The sequence below is a fragment of the Plantactinospora sp. CNZ320 genome (genome assembly GCF_002846275.1).
On sequence record NZ_PJMP01000001.1, the window covers coordinates 2,225,665 to 2,244,038 of the forward strand.

The 18,374-nt window shown below is 72.0% G+C and carries 17 protein-coding genes; 6 read left to right on the plus strand and 11 right to left on the minus strand.

The window, feature by feature from the left end; translation table 11 throughout:
• Positions 1-7: 7 nt before the first annotated feature.
• Positions 8-2,056, minus strand: a complete 2,049-nt coding sequence (gene thrS, locus CLT71_RS09670) for a threonine--tRNA ligase (protein WP_101366817.1) — start codon at positions 2,054-2,056, stop codon at positions 8-10.
• A gap of 119 nt (positions 2,057-2,175) precedes the next feature.
• Here thrS and CLT71_RS09675 point away from each other — a divergent pair, with 119 nt between their 5' ends.
• The 4 genes from CLT71_RS09675 to CLT71_RS09690 all read left to right on the plus strand — a co-directional run bounded on the left by CLT71_RS09675 (position 2,176) and on the right by CLT71_RS09690 (position 8,015).
• Positions 2,176-3,327, plus strand: coding sequence for a class I SAM-dependent methyltransferase (locus CLT71_RS09675; RefSeq protein ID WP_486483167.1), 1,152 nt, complete (start codon positions 2,176-2,178; stop codon positions 3,325-3,327).
• A gap of 185 nt (positions 3,328-3,512) precedes the next feature.
• Positions 3,513-5,798, plus strand: a complete 2,286-nt coding sequence (locus CLT71_RS09680) for a glycoside hydrolase family 3 N-terminal domain-containing protein (RefSeq protein WP_486483168.1) — start codon at positions 3,513-3,515, stop codon at positions 5,796-5,798.
• A gap of 103 nt (positions 5,799-5,901) precedes the next feature.
• Entirely contained in the window at positions 5,902-6,591 is a 690-nt protein-coding gene (locus tag CLT71_RS09685) for a response regulator transcription factor (protein WP_101366818.1), read from the plus strand.
• 29 nt (positions 6,592-6,620) lie between these two features.
• Positions 6,621-8,015, plus strand: coding sequence for a sensor histidine kinase (locus CLT71_RS09690; RefSeq protein WP_101371297.1), 1,395 nt, complete (start codon positions 6,621-6,623; stop codon positions 8,013-8,015).
• Positions 8,016-8,559: 544 nt separating this feature from the next.
• On the opposite strand, the gene CLT71_RS09695 is transcribed toward CLT71_RS09690, so the two are convergent.
• Together CLT71_RS09695 and CLT71_RS09700 are read right to left on the minus strand one after the other, a co-directional pair.
• Positions 8,560-9,603, minus strand: coding sequence for an adenosine deaminase (locus CLT71_RS09695; protein ID WP_101366819.1), 1,044 nt, complete (start codon positions 9,601-9,603; stop codon positions 8,560-8,562).
• A gap of 9 nt (positions 9,604-9,612) precedes the next feature.
• Positions 9,613-10,581: a methyltransferase domain-containing protein gene (locus tag CLT71_RS09700; RefSeq protein WP_101366820.1), complete on the minus strand. Its 969-nt coding sequence runs from the start codon at positions 10,579-10,581 to the stop codon at positions 9,613-9,615.
• Between the two features lie 90 nt (positions 10,582-10,671).
• Here CLT71_RS09700 and CLT71_RS09705 point away from each other — a divergent pair, with 90 nt between their 5' ends.
• Together CLT71_RS09705 and CLT71_RS09710 are read left to right on the plus strand one after the other, a co-directional pair.
• Positions 10,672-11,655: an aldo/keto reductase gene (locus tag CLT71_RS09705; protein ID WP_101366821.1), complete on the plus strand. Its 984-nt coding sequence runs from the start codon at positions 10,672-10,674 to the stop codon at positions 11,653-11,655.
• 26 nt (positions 11,656-11,681) lie between these two features.
• Complete coding sequence (locus CLT71_RS09710; protein WP_101366822.1) at positions 11,682-11,891, plus strand: hypothetical protein; 210 nt, start codon at positions 11,682-11,684, stop codon at positions 11,889-11,891.
• A gap of 157 nt (positions 11,892-12,048) precedes the next feature.
• Here the strand turns inward: CLT71_RS09710 and CLT71_RS09715 are convergent, their stop codons facing one another.
• From CLT71_RS09715 to CLT71_RS09750, 8 genes are all read right to left on the minus strand, one after another.
• Complete coding sequence (locus CLT71_RS09715; RefSeq protein ID WP_091424054.1) at positions 12,049-12,252, minus strand: cold-shock protein; 204 nt, start codon at positions 12,250-12,252, stop codon at positions 12,049-12,051.
• Between the two features lie 254 nt (positions 12,253-12,506).
• Complete coding sequence (locus CLT71_RS09720) at positions 12,507-14,090, minus strand: MFS transporter (protein ID WP_486483169.1); 1,584 nt, start codon at positions 14,088-14,090, stop codon at positions 12,507-12,509.
• On the minus strand, positions 14,080-14,772 hold the full coding sequence (locus tag CLT71_RS09725) for an LppX_LprAFG lipoprotein (protein ID WP_101366824.1): 693 nt from the start codon (positions 14,770-14,772) through the stop codon (positions 14,080-14,082). The genes CLT71_RS09720 and CLT71_RS09725 overlap by 11 nt, the downstream gene beginning before the upstream one ends.
• 68 nt (positions 14,773-14,840) lie before the next feature.
• Positions 14,841-15,092, minus strand: a complete 252-nt coding sequence (locus tag CLT71_RS09730) for a DUF4235 domain-containing protein (protein ID WP_486483661.1) — start codon at positions 15,090-15,092, stop codon at positions 14,841-14,843.
• Positions 15,093-15,109: 17 nt separating this feature from the next.
• Positions 15,110-15,421: a DUF3618 domain-containing protein gene (locus CLT71_RS09735; RefSeq protein WP_101366826.1), complete on the minus strand. Its 312-nt coding sequence runs from the start codon at positions 15,419-15,421 to the stop codon at positions 15,110-15,112.
• On the minus strand, positions 15,418-15,849 hold the full coding sequence (locus CLT71_RS09740; protein ID WP_101366827.1) for a phage holin family protein: 432 nt from the start codon (positions 15,847-15,849) through the stop codon (positions 15,418-15,420). Before CLT71_RS09740 ends, CLT71_RS09735 begins: the two co-directional genes overlap by 4 nt.
• Positions 15,850-16,205: 356 nt before the next feature.
• Positions 16,206-17,423 carry a mechanosensitive ion channel domain-containing protein gene (locus tag CLT71_RS09745; RefSeq protein WP_101366828.1) on the minus strand — a complete coding sequence of 406 codons (1,218 nt, stop codon included), beginning with the start codon at positions 17,421-17,423 and terminating at the stop codon, positions 16,206-16,208.
• 128 nt (positions 17,424-17,551) lie between these two features.
• Positions 17,552-18,373: a DUF1206 domain-containing protein gene (locus CLT71_RS09750; RefSeq protein ID WP_101366829.1), complete on the minus strand. Its 822-nt coding sequence runs from the start codon at positions 18,371-18,373 to the stop codon at positions 17,552-17,554.
• Between the last annotated feature and the right edge of the window lies 1 nt (position 18,374).

Genomic DNA, 18,374 nt, shown 5'->3' on the forward strand with positions numbered 1-18,374 from the left:
GACGATCCTACGACCCGGCCTCGCCACCGGTCGGTTCGGCGGTCGGACCGGTGTTGACCCGGGACCGGACCACCTCGACCACGTGCGCCACCGCCTCGGCGAGCGGTACCCCGTTGCGCTGCGACCCGTCCCGGTAGCGGAACGAGACCGCCCCCGCATCCACGTCCGCGTCCCCGGCGATCGCCATGAACGGGATCTTCTGCTGCTGGGCGGTACGGATCTTCTTCTGCATCCGGTCGTCCGAGGTGTCCACCTCGGCGCGGATCCCCTCGGCGCGCAGCGCGGCGACGAACCCGTGCAGGTGGCTGGCGTGGTCCTCCCGGATCGGGATCCCGACCACCTGCACCGGGGCCAGCCAGGCCGGAAACGCCCCGGCGTAGTGCTCGGTGAGCACCCCGAAGAAGCGTTCGATCGAGCCGAAGAGCGCCCGGTGGATCATCACCGGCCGCTGCCGGGTGCCGTCCGCGGCCTGGTACTCCAGGCCGAACCGCTCCGGCTGGTTGAAGTCGACCTGGATGGTGGACATCTGCCAGGTACGCCCGATCGCGTCCTTGGCCTGCACGCTGATCTTCGGCCCGTAGAAGGCCGCGCCGCCCGGATCGGGTACCAGGTCGAGCCCGGACGCCTCGGCGGCGGTACGCAGCGCCTCGGTCGCCTCCGCCCAGTCCTCGGCCGAGCCGATGAACTTCGGCGAGTCGTCCCGGGTCGACAGCTCCAGGTAGAAGTCGTCGAGTCCGTAGTCGCGGAGCAGGTCGAGGACGAAGGCCAGCAGGGTGGTCAGCTCACCCGGCATCTGCTCGCGGGTGCAGTAGATGTGCGAGTCGTCCTGGGTCAGCCCGCGTACCCGGGTCAGCCCGTGCACCACCCCGGACTTCTCGTACCGGTAGACGGTGCCGAACTCGAAGAGCCGCAGCGGCAGTTCCCGGTACGACCGCCCGCGCGCCCTGAAGATCAGGTTGTGCATCGGGCAGTTCATCGCCTTGAGGTAGTACTCCGCGCCCTCGAACCTCATCGGCGGGAACATCGTGTCGGCGTAGTACGGCAGGTGGCCGGAGGTCTCGAAGAGCTGCGCCTTGGTGATGTGCGGCGAGTTGACGAACTCGTAGCCGGCCGCCTCGTGCCGGCGTCGCGAGTAGTCCTCCAGTTCCCGCCGGATGATCCCGCCCTTGGGGTGGAAGACCGCCAGGCCGGAGCCGATCTCGTCGGGGAAGCTGAACAGGTCGAGCTCGGCGCCGAGCTTGCGGTGGTCGCGCCGGGCCGCCTCCTCCAGCACCTTCAGGTATGCCTTCAGCGCATCCCGGGTCGGCCAGGCGGTGCCGTAGACCCGCTGGAGCTGCGGGTTGCGCTCGTTGCCCCGCCAGTAGGCGGCAGCCGAACGCATCAGCTTGAACGCGCCGATCAGCCGGGTGCTGGGCAGGTGCGGGCCCCGGCACAGGTCGGACCAGCAGACCTTGCCGCTCTCGGCGTCCAGGTTGTCGTAGATGGTGAGGTCACCGGCGCCGACCTCCATCACCTCGCCCGCGTCGAACCCGGTCCCGCCACCCTCGGCACCCGCGCCCTTGACCTCGATCAGTTCGAGCTTGAACGGCTCGTCGGCGAGTTCGGTGCGGGCCGCGTCCAGGCTGTCGAAGCGGCGCCGCCGGAACCGCTGGCCGGACTTGATGATCTCCTGCATCCGCTTCTCCAGCCGGTCGAGGTCCTCCGGCTGGAACGGGCGGTCGACGTCGAAGTCGTAGTAGAAGCCGTTGTCGATCGGCGGGCCGATCCCGAGCTTCGCCTCCGGGAAGGTGTCCTGGACGGCCTGGGCCAGCACGTGCGCCGTCGAGTGGCGCAGCACGTCGAGGCCGTCCGGGGAGTCCAGCCGTACCGGCTCGACCACGGTCTCCACCTCGGGCGCCCAGTCCAGGTCGCGGAGCTGGCCGGCGGGGTCGCGGACCACCACGATCGCCCCGGGGCCGGCGTGCGGCAGACCCGCCGCGGCCACCGCCTCGGCCGCCGTCGTCCCGGCCGGTACGACGACGGGGTCGGCACCGACGGGGGTACGGGCTTGGGACACGGTGGCTCCTTACGATCTCGGACGAATCGGGCGTCACCGAGGGGGTCGGCTTGCCCAGATGCTATCGGTCCTGCGTTTTCCTCCTGCCGGCGCCGCTGCCACGGCGTTAGATTGACGCCGTGGCACCCGTCGACGCCGTGAGCGCACTACAGCGTAGATACCAGACCTTCTTCGACAACGGGCCGGGCGTACCCTTCGCGGTGGCACCGGCCGGTGGCCAGGTGCGGACCTTCGGCACCGGGGCACCGCAGTTCACCATCGTGGTCAAGGACGAGCGGGGCGCCAAGGCACTGGCCGCGCTCGACCAGTTCGCCGTCGCCGTCGCCTACCTCCAGGGGTCGCTGGACGTCGAGGGTGACCTGGCGGCGGCGCTGCGGATGCGCTCGTTCTTCACCGACCGGCATCCGATCGCCTTCCTCGGCCGGTTCCTGCCGACGCTGCTGCGCGGGCGGCGCGAGGACGACCGGCGGGCCATCTCGCACCACTACGACGAGGACTCCGACTTCTTCCTGACCTTCCTCGACCACCGGCACCGCTGCTACACCGAGGGGGTCTTCGCCTCCGACGACGAGCCGCTGGAAGACGCGATGACCCGCAAGATGGATCTGGCGCTGGAGGCGATCGGGGTCGGTCCCGGCGACCACGTGCTGGAGGTCGGCGGGGGCTGGGGCGCGTTCAGCGAGCACGCGGCCCGCCGGGGGGTGCAGGTCACCACCACCACCCTGTCGGTGGAGTCGGAGCGCTTCCTCACCGAACTCTTCGACCGCGAGCGGCTGCCGGTGCGGGTGGTCCGGGAGCACATCTTCGGCTACTCCCCGGGCGAGCGCTACGACGCGATCGTGAACATGGGGGTCACCGAGCACCTGCCCGACTACCGCACCACGCTGCGCAAGTACGCCGAACTACTCCGTCCCGGCGGCCGGGTCTACCTGGACGCGCTGGCGATGCGCCGCAAGCACGTCGTCTCCACCTTCATGAAGCGGTACGTCTATCCGGGCGGCTCGGCCCCGCTGCTGCTGCACCAGTACCTGCGGCACGTGGCGCACTCGCCGTTCGAGTTGCTCAACCTGGTCGACGACCGGCACAACTACTACCTGACCTGTCGGGAGTGGGCGCGCCGGCTGGACGACGCCCGGGACGAGATCGTGCGGCGCTGGGGCGAGCCGCTGTACCGGCGGTTCCGGCTCTTCCTCTGGGGCTCGGCGGCCGGCTTCGACACCGGGATGGTCCAGGCGTACCGCTGGGTGCTGCAACTGCCGCCGTCCCGGTAAGGAAGGGCCCCCTCTTATCGCTTTCAGTTGTAGAAGGGCCCCCTGCTTGCAGTCGGGATTGCGGGTGGGAGCGCTCCCGCCTAGGGTTGGGCTGAGCCGAGAGCGACGATCGTCAATTGCTGCGGTGCCCGTACGGCGGGAAGCGGCGCCGGACGTGCGGGAACCTGCCGCCGGAAGGACGTCCCGTGCCCACCCGACCTCCCGCCGCACTGCTCGCCGCCGCCATGCTGGCCCTGGTCACAGCGGGTGTCGGCGCCTCCGCCCCGCCCGCCGTCAGCGCCCGGCCGGCCGCCAGCGGCGCCGCGTTGCCCTACCAGGACCCGGCACTGCCGGTCGCCAGCCGGGTCGACGACCTGCTTGCCCGGATGAGCCTGGACGAGAAAATCGGCCAGATGACCCAGGCCGAGCGGGCCTCGGTCACCCCGGCCGACATCACCACCTACCGGCTCGGCTCGGTACTCTCCGGCGGCGGCTCGGCGCCCACCCCGAACAACGCCACGAGCTGGGCCGACATGTACGACAGGTTCGCCAACGGCGCCCTCGGCACGCCGCTGGGCATCCCGATGATCTACGGCTCGGACGCCGTGCACGGTCACAACAACGTGGTCGGCGCGACGATCTTCCCGCACAACATCGGCCTCGGCGCCACCCGTGACCCGGAACTGGTCCGGCGGATCGGCCGGGCCACCGCCGAGGAGGTCGCCGGGACCGGGGTGAACTGGACCTTCGCCCCCTGCCTCTGCGTGGCCCGCAACGACCGCTGGGGTCGCACCTACGAGTCGTTCGGCGAGGACCCCGCTCTGGTCAGCTCGATGACCACCGTGATCGACGGGTTACAGGGCGACTCGCTCTCCCGGCCGGCGTCGGTGCTGGCAACCGCCAAGCACTACCTCGGCGACGGCGGCACCACGAACGGCACCGACCAGGGCAACACCCAGCTCTCCGAGGCCGAGTTGCGGGCCGTACACCTGCCGCCGTTCGCCGAGGCGGTCCGCCGGGACGTCGGCTCGGTGATGATCTCCTACAGCAGTTGGAACGGGCAGAAGCTGCACGGGCACGACTACCTGATCAACGGACTGCTCAAGGGCGAACTCGGCTTCGACGGCTTCGTGGTCTCCGACTGGAACGGCATCGACCAGCTCGACGGCGCCACCGGGTTCACCGCGGCCGAGGTGCGGCAGGCGGTGAACGCCGGCATCGACATGGTGATGGCGCCGACCGGCTGGAAGCAGTTCATCACCCACCTGCGCGCCGAGGTGCAGGCCGGCCGGGTGAGCCAGGCCCGGATCGACGACGCGAACCGGCGGATCCTGACCAAAAAGTTCGAGCTGGGCCTCTTCGAACGGCCGCTGGCCGACCGGTCGTACCTCTCGACGGTGGGCAGCCAGGCACACCGCGCGCTGGCCCGGGAGGCGGTGGCGGCCTCGCAGGTGCTGTTGAAGAACGACGGCGGCATCCTGCCGCTGGCCACCGCGAACAACCGGATCTTCGTGGCCGGCAAGAGCGCCGACAACATCGGGTACGCCAGCGGCGGCTGGACCGTCTCCTGGCAGGGCGGCAGCGGGGCGATCACCCCCGGCACCAGCATCCTGCAGGGCATCCGCAACGCGGTCGCCTCCTCCAGCACCGTCACCTACAACGCCAGCGGTACCGGCATCGACAGCTCGTACCGGGCGGCGATAGCGGTCGTCGGCGAGACGCCGTACGCCGAGGGGCGCGGGGACCGGCCGAGCGGGATGGGGCTGGACGCCACCGACCTGGCCACCCTGGACCGGCTGCGCGCCTCCGGGGTACCCGTGATCGTGGTACTGGTCTCGGGGCGGCCGCTGGACATCGCCGGCCAGTTGCCGAACTGGCGTGCCCTGCTCGCCGCCTGGCTCCCCGGCACCGAGGGCGCCGGGGTGGCCGACGTGCTGTTCGGGGTACGCGCACCCACCGGCAAACTGCCGGTGAGCTGGATGAGCAGCGCCAGCCAACAGCCGATAAACGACGGCGACGGCAAGACGCCGCTCTTCGGGTACGGGCACGGGCTCGGTTACGCCGGCCAGCCGCCCAGCACCCCGCCACCGAGCACCCCGCCACCGCCGAGCACCCCGCCACCCAGCACGCCACCGCCGAGCACGCCACCGCCGAGCAACCCGCCGGCCGGTGCCGCCTGCCAGGTGACGTACGCGGTCGACGAGTGGGGTGGCGGGTTCACCGGAAATCTCACCATCCGCAACACCGGCACGTCCGGGCTGACCGGCTGGAGCCTCGGCTTCACCTTCCCTGCCGAGGGGCAGCGGGTGGTGCAGGGCTGGTCGGCCCGGTGGACGCAGTCCGGTGCCGCCGTCACCGCGACGCACGAGAACTGGAACGGCACCCTGGCGGCCGGCGGATCGGTCGGGATCGGCTTCACCGGCAGCCACACCGGCAGCAATCCCCGGCCGACGGCGTTCACCCTGAACGGGCAGCCCTGCGGTACCGGCTGAACCTGCCCGGTCCGCCCGGAGTCGCCCCTGGTCACGCAATCCGGGCGGACCACCGCACCAGGCACCGATTCACCCGACTTGCCATGGGCAGTACGGTCATCAGGTGGCCACCGTCCTCCTGGTCGAAGACGACCATGTCGTACGCGGCGCCATGCTGCGCTCCCTGGCCGACCGCGGGCACGCGGTGCACGCGGTCGGTACGGCGCTCGATGCGCTGCGCCGGGTCGCCGCCGAAACCCCCGACCTGGTCGTACTCGACCTCGGGCTGCCCGATCTGGACGGCGCCGACGCGCTGCGGATGCTGCGCGGCATCACCGACGTGCCGATCATCATCGCCACCGCCCGGGATGACGAGCAGGCGATCGTCCGGCTGCTCCGGGCCGGTGCCGACGACTACATGGTCAAGCCGTTCACCGGCGCCCACCTGGATGCCCGGATCACCACGGTGCTCCGCCGGGTCGGCCGGGCGAGCCGGACGGTCGAGCCGGCCGTACACTCCGTCGGCGGGCTGCGGATCGACGTCGGCGAACGGAGCGCACACCTCGACGGGGTGCCTCTGGCGCTGACCCGCAAGGAATTCGACCTGCTGGCCTATCTCGCGGCACGGCCCGGCCGGGTAGTGTCCCGCCGGGAACTGTTGGAGGAGGTATGGCGGCAGCCATCGGTCGGCGAGGATCAGACCATCGACGTACATCTGTATTGGCTGCGCCGCAAAATGGGCGAGTCCGCGGCGAAGCCCCGCTACCTGCGCACCGTGCGGGGGGTCGGGTTCCGGTTGGTGGTACCGGACTGAGGTTGGCGCTGGCCTACCTCGGGGCCGGCATGACCACGATCGTCGCGCTCGCCTTCCTGATCCCGCTCGGCACGGCGCTGCAACGCGACGCCCGGGAGGACGCGCTCGGCGACGCGGCCCGGCGCAGCGCGGTGGTCACCGGTGCGCTCGCGGTCAGCGCCGACCCGGCCGCGATCCGCCGGGTCGTCGAGTCGACCGCCGGCAACAGCGGCAACCCGCCGGTCGTGCACGGCCTGCCGATCGGCGGCGAACCCCGGGCCGCCGCCGGTGACGTGGACCGGGCGATCCGGACCGGTACCCCGATCGTCGCCGAGGTCGCCGGAGGGGTCGTCCGGCTCGAACCGGTACCGGTCGCCGGCCGGGTACTCGTGGTCGAGGTCTTCGTCTCCGAGGCGGCGCTTACCGCCGGTACCGGCGGCACCTGGCTGATGCTGATCCTGGTCGCGATCGGGCTGGTGATCGCCTCGGTGATCGTGGTCGACCGGCTCGCCGCCAAGGCGGTCGCCTCGGCCCGGGGGTTGGTACAGGCGGCGCTTGCCGTCGGCGACGGCGACCTGGAGGTACGCATCCAGCCGAGCGGCCCCCGCGAGCTGGCCGAGGCCGGGTACGCCTTCAACCGGATGGCGGACCGGCTCGTCACCTCCCGCACCGACGAACGGGAACTCGTCGCCGACCTGTCGCACCGGTTGCGTACCCCGCTGACCGTGCTGCGACTCGACGCCGACGCGCTCGACTCCGACGACACAAGCGTCGGGAACTTCAGCGCGGCCGAACTGGACCGGCGCCGGACGATCCGCCGGATCCGGCAGGCGATCGTGACGCTCGAGGGCGAGATCGACGTACTGATCAACACCACCCGGAAGACGGTCGCCCAGGAGGTGGCGCCGGGCAACTGTGACGTCAGCGAGGTGGTCCGGGACCGGATGGTCTTCTGGTCGGCGCTGGCCGGCGACCAGAACCGGTCGCACCGGGTCATCGGCGCACACACCCGGATCCCGGTGCCGGTGCCCCGGGCCGAGCTGGCCGCCGCGCTGGACGCGGTGCTGGGCAACGTCTTCCGGTACACCCCGCAGGGCACCGCGTTCGAGGTCGCGGTCACCCGCCGGGACGGCTACATCGCGGTACGGGTGGACGACGCCGGCCCCGGCATCGCCGACCCGGATCGGGCGCTGCGCCGGGGAGCCAGCGACCGCGGCTCCACCGGGCTCGGCCTGGACATCGCCCGCCGGGTTGCCCAACAGGCGAGCGGCTCGGTCAGCATCGACCGGGCCCGGCTCGGCGGGGCGAGCGTGGTCATGCTGCTGGCCGACCCGGACGCCGCGCCCCGACAGGTCAGCCGGTTCGGACTGGTCGGCCGGCTGGCCCGGGAGAAGGACGCGGTCACCCGCCGCCGCTGGTACCGGCCGCGCTCCTCCGGCGACTGACGCACTCCTCCGCCTCCTCCGCCGGCCGGTCGGCTCACCGGCCGGCCGGTCGGGACACCGGCGGTCGGTCGGCTCATCGGCCGGTCGGTCGGGCCAGCGGCGGTCGGTCGGGTCATTGGCCCGATCGGGTCACCGGCCGGTGGATCGGCGGTCGCGCGCCGGGACCCGGACGCATCGGCCGGAAGCCCCTTTCCGCACCGGATCGGGCGTCCCGGCAAGGAGTTTCTGGTTCCGTGCAAGTCTTCCTTAGGTCTGGATTAACGCGGGTCCGAGCGCCCTGCCCCGATGGCAACATCGAATCCGATCCCATCCTGCTCCACCGGGCCAACAACCCACAGATGTTTCGCCCCGATCCGGCCCGTGGAGCCTGGCGCGCGGCGGAAGCACGGTCCCCCACACCTGGCTTCCGTCGCGCGCCGCCACCAAACGGCAGAGGTCGGGCCGGCGTCCGCCGCAACGCGCGGGACGTACCGGTCGATCTCGGCCCCATGAACGCTGACCCGGCGCGGCCGCCCGCAGCACCCCGCGCCGGGTCAGCCTTTCTTCACCGCTCGGTGCCCGGCCCCGAGCCGTAGCCGGCCAGGTAGGCGTCGATCTCGGCGATCAGCTTGTCCCGCTCCGGCGCCGCCAGGAACGAGGCGGTGACGGCGTTGCGGGCCAGCCCGGCCAGCCCGGCGGCGTCGAGGTCGAGCAGCCGGGCGGCGACCGCGTACTCGTCGTTGAGGGTGGTGCCGAACATCGGCGGATCGTCGGAGTTCACCGTCACCAGCAGGCCGGCCTCGACGAGCCGGGGCAGCGGGTGCTGCTCGATCGAGTCGACCGCCCGGGTCCGGACGTTGGAGGTCGGGCAGACCTCCATCGGGATCTGCCGCTCGGCGAGGTGTTCCAACAGCGCCGGGTCCTGGGCCGCCGAGATGCCGTGCCCGATCCGCTCCGCACCGAGATCGCGCAACGCGTCCCAGATGGTCCCCGGACCGGTGGTCTCGCCAGCGTGCGGCACCGAGTGCAGCCCCGCCGCCCTGGCCTGGTCGAAGTACGGCTTGAACTGCGGCCGGGGTACCCCCACCTCCGGTCCGCCGAGCCCGAAGCTGACCAGCCCGTCCGGCCGCTCGTCGAGGGCGATCCGCAGGGTCTGCTCGGCCGCCGGCAGCCCCGCCTCGCCGGGGATGTCGAAGCACCAGCGCAGCGAGATGCCGAGTTCGGTCTCGGCGGCCCGCCGCGCGTCCTCGATCGCCTCGCAGAACGCCGGCGCCGGGATTCCCCGATGCACGTGCGAGTACGGCGTGACAGTCAACTCCGCGTACCGGACCTGCTGGCGGGCCAGTTCCCGGGCCACCTCGAAGGTGAGCAGCCGGACGTCGTCCTGGTCGCGGATCAGGTCGACCACGCTGAGGTAGATCTCGACGAAGTGGGCGAAGTCGCGGAACTCGAAGTAGCCGGCAAGGGCCTCGGGATCCGCCGGTACCCGGGTCCGGCCCTCGTGCCGGGCGGCCAGCTCCGCCACGATGCGCGGAAGCGCGGAGCCGACGTGGTGCACGTGCAGCTCCACCTTGGGCAGTCCGGCGATGAAGGCCGAAAGGTCGGTCACGGAAACTCCCTACTGAGAACGGGCGCCGGTACGGGCGACGAAGAAGACGCGGCGGAACGGGAACTGCACCAGCCCGTGCCGGACGGGGTACGCCTCGACCAGTCGCTCGGTAAGCGCGGCCCGGAAGTCGTCCCAGGCCGTACCCGCACCGCCCAACGCGGCCCGGACCGGACGAAGCGCCGTACCCTCCATCCAGCTCAGCACCGGATGGTCGGTGGCGCCGGAGGCGGGAAGCTGGTGCACGTAGGTAGTTTCCCAGGCGTCGACGGCGCAGCCCGCACCGGTCAGCAGGGTGGCGTAACCGGCCGCGTCGGAGACCGGGTCGGCCCGGAGCAGGTCGGCGAGGTGCGGCCAGCACGGGGCGTCGGCCACCTCCCGCAGTGCCCGGTGCGAGGCGGCGCCGAAGTTGCCCGGCACCTGCACCGCGAGCCAGCGGCCGGGACCCAGCTCGCGGACCCAGCGCAGCAACAGTTCCTGGTGCCCGGGTATCCACTGCAACACGGCGTTGGCGACCAGCACGTCGACCTCGGGGTCGGGCGACCAGGTCCGGGCATCCGCCAGCGCGAACTCGACCCGACCGCCGGACAGGCCGCCGGGCTCGGCGTTGACCTGACCGCCGGACGGGCCGCCGGGCTCGGCGTCGGACAGGCCGCCGGACGAGGCGCCGGACGAGGCGTTGACCTGACCGCCGGACGGGCCGCCGGACGGGGCGTCGAGTTGGCCGCCGGGCGGGGTGGTCGCGGCCGGCGGATCGGTGCGGTGGGTGCGGGTGGCGGCGGCGATCATCTCGGCCGAGGAGTCGAGCCCGACGACCCGGGCGGCGGGCCAGCGGGCGGCCAGGGTCACGGTCAGGTTGCCGGGACCGCAGCCCAGGTCGACCACTGTCCGGGGTCGCCGCGCGGCGACCCGGCCGAGCAGCTCGTGGAAGGGGCGGGAGCGTTCGTCGCCGTACCGGAGATAGCTGGCGGGATCCCACATGACTCCTCCTCCAAACCGTACGTACGTCTTGCTTATCACATCCGTCCCGCCCCGGCAGCCCCCGACCCGTCCCGGGATAGGCTCGCCGGCGTGGAAAAGCGGAGATTCCCGCGGTTGGACCGCGAGGTCGGCGTCATCGGGCTCGGCGCCTGGCAGCTCGGCGCCGACTGGGGCCAGGTCAGCGAGTCCGAGGCGCTGTCGGTGCTGACCGCTGCCGTCGAGGGCGGAGTGACCTTTCTGGACACCGCCGACGTCTACGGCGACGGACGCAGCGAACAACTGATCGGCCGGTTCCTGCGCGAGCGGCCCGACGCCGGGCTCACCGTCGCCACCAAGATGGGCCGCCGGGTACCGCAGACCCCCGAGGCGTACGTCCTGGAGAACTTCCGGGCCTGGACGGACCGCTCCCGGGCGAACCTCGGGGTGGACGTACTCGACCTGGTGCAGTTGCACTGCCCGCCCACGCCGGTCTTCTCCACCGACGCCGTCTACGACGCCCTGGACACCCTGGTCGCGGAGGAACGCATCGCGGCGTACGGGGTCAGCGTGGAAACCTGCGACGAGGCGCTCGCCGCCATCGCCCGGCCCGGGGTGGCCAGCGTGCAGATCATCCTCAACGCGCTGCGGCACAAGCCGGTCGAGCGGGTGCTCCCGGCCGCCCTCGCCGCCGGTGTCGGCATCATCGCGCGGGTGCCGCTCGCCAGCGGTTTGCTCTCCGGCCGCTACGACGAGCACACCACCTTCCCGAGCGACGACCACCGCAACTACAACCGGCACGGGAAGTCGTTCGACGTCGGCGAGACGTTCTCCGGGGTGGACTACCGGACCGGGCTGGAGGCCGTACGGCGACTGCGTCCGGCGGTGCCGGAGGGGGCCACGATGGCGCAGTTCGCGCTCCGCTGGATCCTCGACCAGCCCGGTGTCACGGTGGTGATCCCGGGTGCCCGCAACGCCGCCCAGGCCCACGCCAACGTCGCCGCCGCCGAGCTGGCACCGTTGCCGGCCGAGGCGATCGAGACGGTGGACGCGGTGTACGCCGAACTCGTCCGGCCGCAGGTGCACCACCGCTGGTAGACCGACAGGGAGGAGCAACAAGACAGATGAAGGGATGGCTTCCGCTCACGCTCGGGCTGCTGGCCGTCGTCGTCGGCGCCGTGTGGACGCTACAGGGGCTGGGCCGGCTCGGCGGCAGCGTGATGACCGGGGAACCGCTCTGGGCCGTGATCGGTCCGGTGGTGGTGGTCGCCGGGCTGGTACTTGTGGTGCTGGGCCTGCGCGCCCGCCGCCGGGGTACACCGCCACCGCCCTGAACGGCGGCGTCGCCCGGCACGGTGTGGGCTGCGGTCGACGACAGCCCGGACCATCGACGACAGCCCGGATACGCGTCGAGCCCCGCGGGGCTGCGGGGCTCGACGCGGATCCCAAAGCAATCGAAACTCGGGCCGGCGGGGGCCGGCCGTCACGGAATCAGATGGGGCGAACCTGCTCCGCCTGCGGTCCCTTCTGGCCCTGAGCGATCTCGAACTCCACCCGCTGGTTCTCCTCCAGCGTGCGGTAGCCGCTGGACTGGATGGCCGAGAAGTGGACGAACACGTCAGCACCCCCGCCGTCGACGGTGATGAAGCCGAAGCCCTTGTCTGCGTTGAACCACTTCACGGTTCCCTGCGCCATGTGTATCTCCTTCTAAAACTGGCGGCCGAGCACGCCGTGCGGCCGGTTGGCCGTTTTCGAGCAGCGGCGCCTTGAGTCGGCCCCCACGAAGGAGGACTTCCCTCGACCCACGCCATCTCTCAACAGCGTGGAACAGCAAACCACGTACACAAAAACTTCGCATAGCCTACCCGACGAAATTCTCCGACATGTGACCTGTGAGCGCACCCCGGCGGCCCTCCAGACATCGACCGCAGACCACTGCGGCGGCACCGCTATCCGGACGAAACAGGATCAGCCCGGGAAGTCCGCCCGGCCTCGTCACCAGCCGGCACAGCCGGTTCGACGGCGCTGCCCCGGCCGCCGAGCGCGATCGCCACAACGGCGCCGAGCAGGCAGAACAGGGCCGCGCCGGTGAACATCTCGGCGTACTCGACCCGGAGGGCGGCGCGTACCTCGGCGGTGTACTCGGCGACCTGCCGCTGGTATACGGCACGGTCCACACCGAACGGCAGCGGGGTCACCAGGTCGGCGGTGAGTTGCTGGAACCGGTACAGCCCCCACGCGGTCACCCCGGCGACGCCGAGCAGCATCCCGATCATCCGGGCCACCACCAGCGCGGCGGAGGCGACACCGTGCTGTGCCGGCGGCACCGCCCGGAGTACCACGGAACTCAGCGGTGCGATGACCAGCCCGAGACCGAAACCGGCCAGTACCAGATCGGTGTCGACCCGGGGCAGCCCGACCGGTCCGATCGCGTACCGGGCCGCCAACGCCTCCGCCGGCCAGCCGGCGACCAGCAGGTAGCCGAATGCCGCCAGCGCCAGGCCGCCGACGGTGACGGCCCGCTCGCCGAGGCGACGGGCGAGCAGCCCGCCGAGTACCGCGCCGACCGGCAGCGCCACCAGGAACCTGGTGAGCAGCAGCGCCCCCTGCACGGCATCACGGCCGAGTACGGTCTGCGCGAAGAGTTGCACGTCGACCAGGGTCACCAGCAACGCGGCGCCGGCCAGTGCGCTCACCACGAGGGCGACCAGGAACGGCCGCATCCGTACCCCGGCCGGATCCAGCAGCCGGGTCCGGGACCGGGCCTGCCAGAGCAGGAACCCGCCGAACAGCACCACCCCGGCCCCGACGGTGACCGGGCCCCAGGGCGGCAGCAGCGAGCGTGCCGGATCGGGATTGTGGAGGCCGACCACCAGCAACCCGAGCGCGACCGCCAGCAGCAGCCCACCGACGACGTCGACCCGCTGCCGGACGGCATCCCGCCGGTCCTCCCGGGCCGGCAGCGTCAACCGGACCACCACGATCGCCAGCGCCGCCAGCGGCAGGTTCACCCAGAAGACACCGCGCCAGCCGACCAGCGCGGCGAGCCCGGCACCGTAGAGCGGACCGAGCACACTGCCCAGCTCCTGCGCCGCGCCGACCAGCCCGAGGGTCAGCCCCCGGCGCCGGGCCGAGCCGAGGTCGGAGACCAGTGCCATCGTCACCGGCAGCAGGGCACCGCCGGCCAGACCCTGCAGGCCCCGACCGGCGACCAGCAGCGGCAGGCTGTCGGCGAGCGCGGCCAGCACCGAACCGGCGGCGAAGCCGGCCAGGCAGACCTCGATGACGACCCGCCGGCCGTACCTGTCGGAGAGCCGGGCCAGCAACGGCATCCCGGCGACGTAGCCGAGCAGGTAGCCGGTGACCACCGGGGTGGCCCGTTCCAGCCGGTTGACCGGTACCCGCAGGTCGCCGAGGATCTCGACAAGCAGCGTCACCACGACGTACGCGTCGAGGGCGGCGAGCAGCACCGCGGCGCCGCCCACCCCGATCGCGAGCCGGTGACCGGCCCGCGCCACGGGTTCAGGGGACACGGATGGTGACCGGAGCGTCGTACTCCGAGAAGGTCACCGTCACCGTCCCGGACTGGCCGGGTACCGGGAACCGGGCCCGGTGCAGCAGCCGCCGGTCCGCACCGATCCAGAGCGTGCCGGTGACGTCCGCGCTCACTCCCGGCACCAGGTGGCCGAGCGCCGCGCCGGGCAGGGTCCCCTCGATCCGGTACGTGTCGACCCCGTCGACCTCCTCCCGGCCCTTGGTGGTGCCGGTGGCCCTGCCGACGAGGTTGGCGACGCCCCGGTCCGGGGAGAGGATCGCGGTCGGGTCGTAGATCGCCGCGGCGGTCGCCAGCGGCAGCTTCTGCCAGCCGCCGGTCAGCCCGTTGACGTGCAGGGTCCCGTCCTTGACCACGAACGACAGCTCCAGCGGCAGCCCGCCCTGCTCGATCTTGGCGGTCCCCTGTGCCTCGCCGGTCGCGGTGATCACGCCTTCGGCGGCGCTGATCCCGAGGCTCTCGGCCGCTCCCTCGGTGGCGATCGAGAACCGGGCGGTCTTCACCGTGCCCAACTCGGTCGCCGCACCGCTGAGGAGTTCGGCAGCCTCGGGCAGGGCGGTGGAGTCCACTCCGGCCGGGTCATCGGCGCCCCGGTCGGTGCAGCCTGCGGAGATGGTCAGCAGCAGGCTCAGCGCACCGGCGAGCGCGAGGGATCGACGCATGAACCGAAGCGTACTCACATCCGGTGCCCGGTGGCGGTGATCCCGCCCCCGGGCACCGAACGGTCGATCTAGTCGGGCCAGCGGCCGGTGAGCCGGCGTACGCCTATCGCGCCACCCCGGTCCACAGCGGCCCGGACCACCGCGAAGATGGCCCCCTGCAACGCGGCGGCGGCCAGGATCTCGCCCCAGTGGCGGTCCTCGTCGATCGCGTCGGGCGCCTCACCGTCGCCCGCGGTCAACTTCCAGACCTGTCGGAAGACCGCACCCGCGGCCACACCGGCGGCCATGCCCATGAGGATGCCCACCGGCCGGTAGGCCATCTTGCTGACTGTCCTGCTCACCCACGTCTCCCTCGTGCCATCAGCACCACGACCGCCAGCGCCAGCGCCCCGGCCGCGAACACGGCCCAGGACACCGGATGGCGCAACGCTACCGAACCGGCGTCGTGCACCGAGGACCGGACGTTCGCGGTGGTCTGCCCGGCCCGCCGCACCATCCGATCCCTGGTCTGCGCCGCCGAACCCTTGATCCTGGCCTTGACGTCCGCCTTGGCCGCCAACGCCTGGACCGTCTCGCCCAACTCGGCCCGGGTCTGCCGGATCTCCGCCCGGAGCGCCTCCGGGTTGCCGAAGCCGTTGCTGCGACTCATCCCTGTCCCCTGTCCCGGACCGCCGAGGCCACCGTACGCACGTCCGCGCGCAGGCTCTCCGCCGTCGCCTTCGGCACCGGTGGCGCCGCTCGGCGCAACTGGCGTCGGCCGATCAGCGCGAAGATCCCGGCGAGCACGAAGAGCACCCCGGCCACCACCAGCGCGGCGGCCCAGGCCGGCAGCACCAGTGCCATGGCCAGCACCGCGGCGACCACCAGGAGGGCGAGTCCGCAGAGCGCCAGCACACCGCCGCCACCGAAGAGTCCCGCCCCGATCCCGGCGTGCCGAGCCTTCTCCGCCACTTCGATCCGGGCGAGCGCCAGTTCGTCACGTACCAGCCGCGACACCTGCTCGGTGGCACGCTGCACCAGCTCGGCGGTGGACTGCTCCGCGACCGGTCGAGCGGAGTCGCGTACGACGTCGGCCATGCTGTCCTCCTATCCCGGCTCCTGGGCTGTATGCCCCGGTCACGGGTGGTTCAATCCTGCCGACCGTTGCTGGCGCCGGATGTCCGTTTCGTCGACGCGGAATCCTCGTCGCGCCCCTCCCCGGTGCCGCGCGGCCGGCCCGTCGGTGCGGCGGAGGTGCAGGGATGTCCCGCCCCGCTGTGGCTAGTGTCCGCCACCGGACGCTCCGATGACGGCCGATCCGGCAGGTCAAGGGCTCTGCGGCGCCGCTCCCCGACGGCACGGTGATGCCACGGTGTCATCAGGATGACACCGTGGCATCACGCTCGATGAGGCTCAGCGCTGCGGCACCTCGAGCCGGCGAGGCGAGGCGAGGCTCAGCGCTGAGGTGCCTCGACCGGCTCGTCGGGGCCGACGAAGGCGCTGCTGCGGGCCTCGCCGTCGTCGGTACCGCCGAAGAGCCGGGCGTCGTCCGGCGGCTCGTGCTCGGCCGGCCGGCTTGCGACGGTGCCGCCCCGCAACGGCCGGCGGGAACCGGACGACTGCCAGTGCGGTCGGACGGCGGCGTCACCGAGTTCGGCGCGCAGCCGGGGCAGGGCGCTCGGCCGCTGGTCCCGCAGCCAGCCGACCAGGTGCTCGCGCACCAGGCAACGCAGGTCCCAGAGCCTCGGTGCGTCGGCGGCGCTGACCAGGGCACGCAACCGGACCATTCCGCCGACCGCGTCGGTGACCTGGAGTACGCAGGTACGCCCGTCCCACAGCTCGGTACCCTCCACCAGCCGGCGCAACTCCTCGCGCATCGCCTGTACCGGTACCGACCAGTCGACCTCGAACTCGGCGGTGCCGAGCACGGCGGCCTGGGTACGGGTCCAGTTCTGGAACGGCTTGCTGGTGAAGTACGACGTCGGCAGGATCAGCCGCCGGTCGTCCCAGATCTGCACCACCACGTAGCTGAGGGTCAACTCCTCGATCCGGCCCCACTCCCCCTCGACCACCACCACGTCGTCGAGCCGGACGGCGTCGCTGAACGCCAGTTGCAGCCCGGCGAAGACGTTTCCGAGCACGCTCTGCGCGGCCAGCGCGGCGACCACGCCGATCACCCCGGCCGAGGCGAGCACACTGGCGCCGACACCCCGGACGCTGGGGAAGGTCATCAGCATCACCCCGACGGCCAGCACCACGATGACCGCGATGGTGACCCGGCGGAGCATGACGATCTGCGTCTTGATCCGGCGCGCCTGGCGGTTGTCCGGTACGTCGACCCGGAACCGGGCCAGCGCGGTGTCCTCGCTGACCACCAGCAGCGAGGCGACCAGCCAGGCGGTGGTGGCGATGACGGCCAGGACGAGCAGGTGCAGCAGGGTCTGCCGCCACGGGGTGCCGACGCCGTAGCCGGTGCTGAACCGTACCCCGAACTGGATCGCCAGCACGGTCGCCGCCACCTGGAAGGGCCGGTACGAGTGCTCGGCGAGTTCGTCGAGCAGCACCGACCGGCGGCCGAGCCGGCGTACCGTCCGGTGCACCGCCTCCACCACGCCGAGGGCGAGCAGTGCCGCCCCCACCGTCGCGATGACCGTCCACAGATAGCTGTCCACCAATGTTCTTCCTTCCATGCCAAAAGCCGGGTGCTGCTGCGGGACTTCTCCCGAGCCGCACCCGGCGATGGCTGCGAAGCGTTTTGTCGGGCCGGAGGTTCCCGGACGCCCGGGACGTCCGGCGAAGGTCAGACCTTGCGGTACTTCGCCTGCACGACGCAGAAGAGGGCGAACGCGGCGATGCCGAGCGCCACCAGCGTGAGCAGGATCGACCCGTACGACTGCTCCCGCAGGGTGTGCAGGGCGGCGTCCAGGCCCCGCGCCCGGTCCGGGTCGTAGTTCACCGCGGCGGTCAGCACCAGCAGCCCGGCGATGCCGTACGCGATGCCCTTGGCGACGTAGCCGGCGACGCCGAGCCGGCGGGAGAGCTTGCGGGTCTGCGGGCTCATCTCACCGGTCTTCAGGTGCCGCTCGAACTTCTTCACCGCGCCGTACCAGATCAGCCCGGCGCCGAGGGCGGCCAGGCCGAGCCCGGCCAGCCCGACCAGGAACCGACCGCCGGTGGACGTCATGAGTTGCTCGGTCAGTGCCTGCTGCTTGTCCGCACTGGACGAGTTCGCCTGCTGCACCACCTGATAGGCCGTCCAGGCGAAGTAGAGGTAGACGATGGTCCGGCCGGCCGAGGTGAGCCGTTCGATGACCCGCTCCTTGCCCCGGTAGTCCCGGTGGCCGCCGACTGCCTCGGTGGCCTGCCAGATCGCCATGGCCAGCAGGCCGACACCGATCGCGCCGACCAGGAACCGGCCGAGTGGCTGGGCGGCCAGGGTACGCAGTGCGCCCGACTGGTCGCCGTCGTCGGCCGGCCGGCCGAAGGCGATCTGCAATGCCAGCCAGGCGAAGAGCAGGTGAACGATCCCGTAGCCGATGAAGCCGGCCCGGGCGAGGATTTCCAGGGGCTTGCTGTTGGCGGCGCGGGCCGCGCTCGCTCCTGCGGTCGAAGTCGCTGACATG

Coding starts and splice junctions, on each gene's coding strand:
- CLT71_RS09700 (WP_101366820.1), bottom strand. CDS start 10,581: ATGTGGGATCCCGCCAGCTATCTCCGGTACGGCGACGAACGCTCCCGC.
- CLT71_RS09735 (WP_101366826.1), bottom strand. CDS start 15,421: ATGAGTCGCAGCAACGGCTTCGGCAACCCGGAGGCGCTCCGGGCGGAG.
- CLT71_RS09730 (WP_486483661.1), bottom strand. CDS start 15,092: ATGGCCTACCGGCCGGTGGGCATCCTCATGGGCATGGCCGCCGGTGTG.
- CLT71_RS09710 (WP_101366822.1), top strand. CDS start 11,682: ATGAAGGGATGGCTTCCGCTCACGCTCGGGCTGCTGGCCGTCGTCGTC.
- CLT71_RS09690 (WP_101371297.1), top strand. CDS start 6,621: ATGACCACGATCGTCGCGCTCGCCTTCCTGATCCCGCTCGGCACGGCG.
- CLT71_RS09725 (WP_101366824.1), bottom strand. CDS start 14,772: ATGCGTCGATCCCTCGCGCTCGCCGGTGCGCTGAGCCTGCTGCTGACC.
- CLT71_RS09715 (WP_091424054.1), bottom strand. CDS start 12,252: ATGGCGCAGGGAACCGTGAAGTGGTTCAACGCAGACAAGGGCTTCGGC.
- CLT71_RS09740 (WP_101366827.1), bottom strand. CDS start 15,849: ATGGCCGACGTCGTACGCGACTCCGCTCGACCGGTCGCGGAGCAGTCC.
- CLT71_RS09750 (WP_101366829.1), bottom strand. CDS start 18,373: ATGTCAGCGACTTCGACCGCAGGAGCGAGCGCGGCCCGCGCCGCCAAC.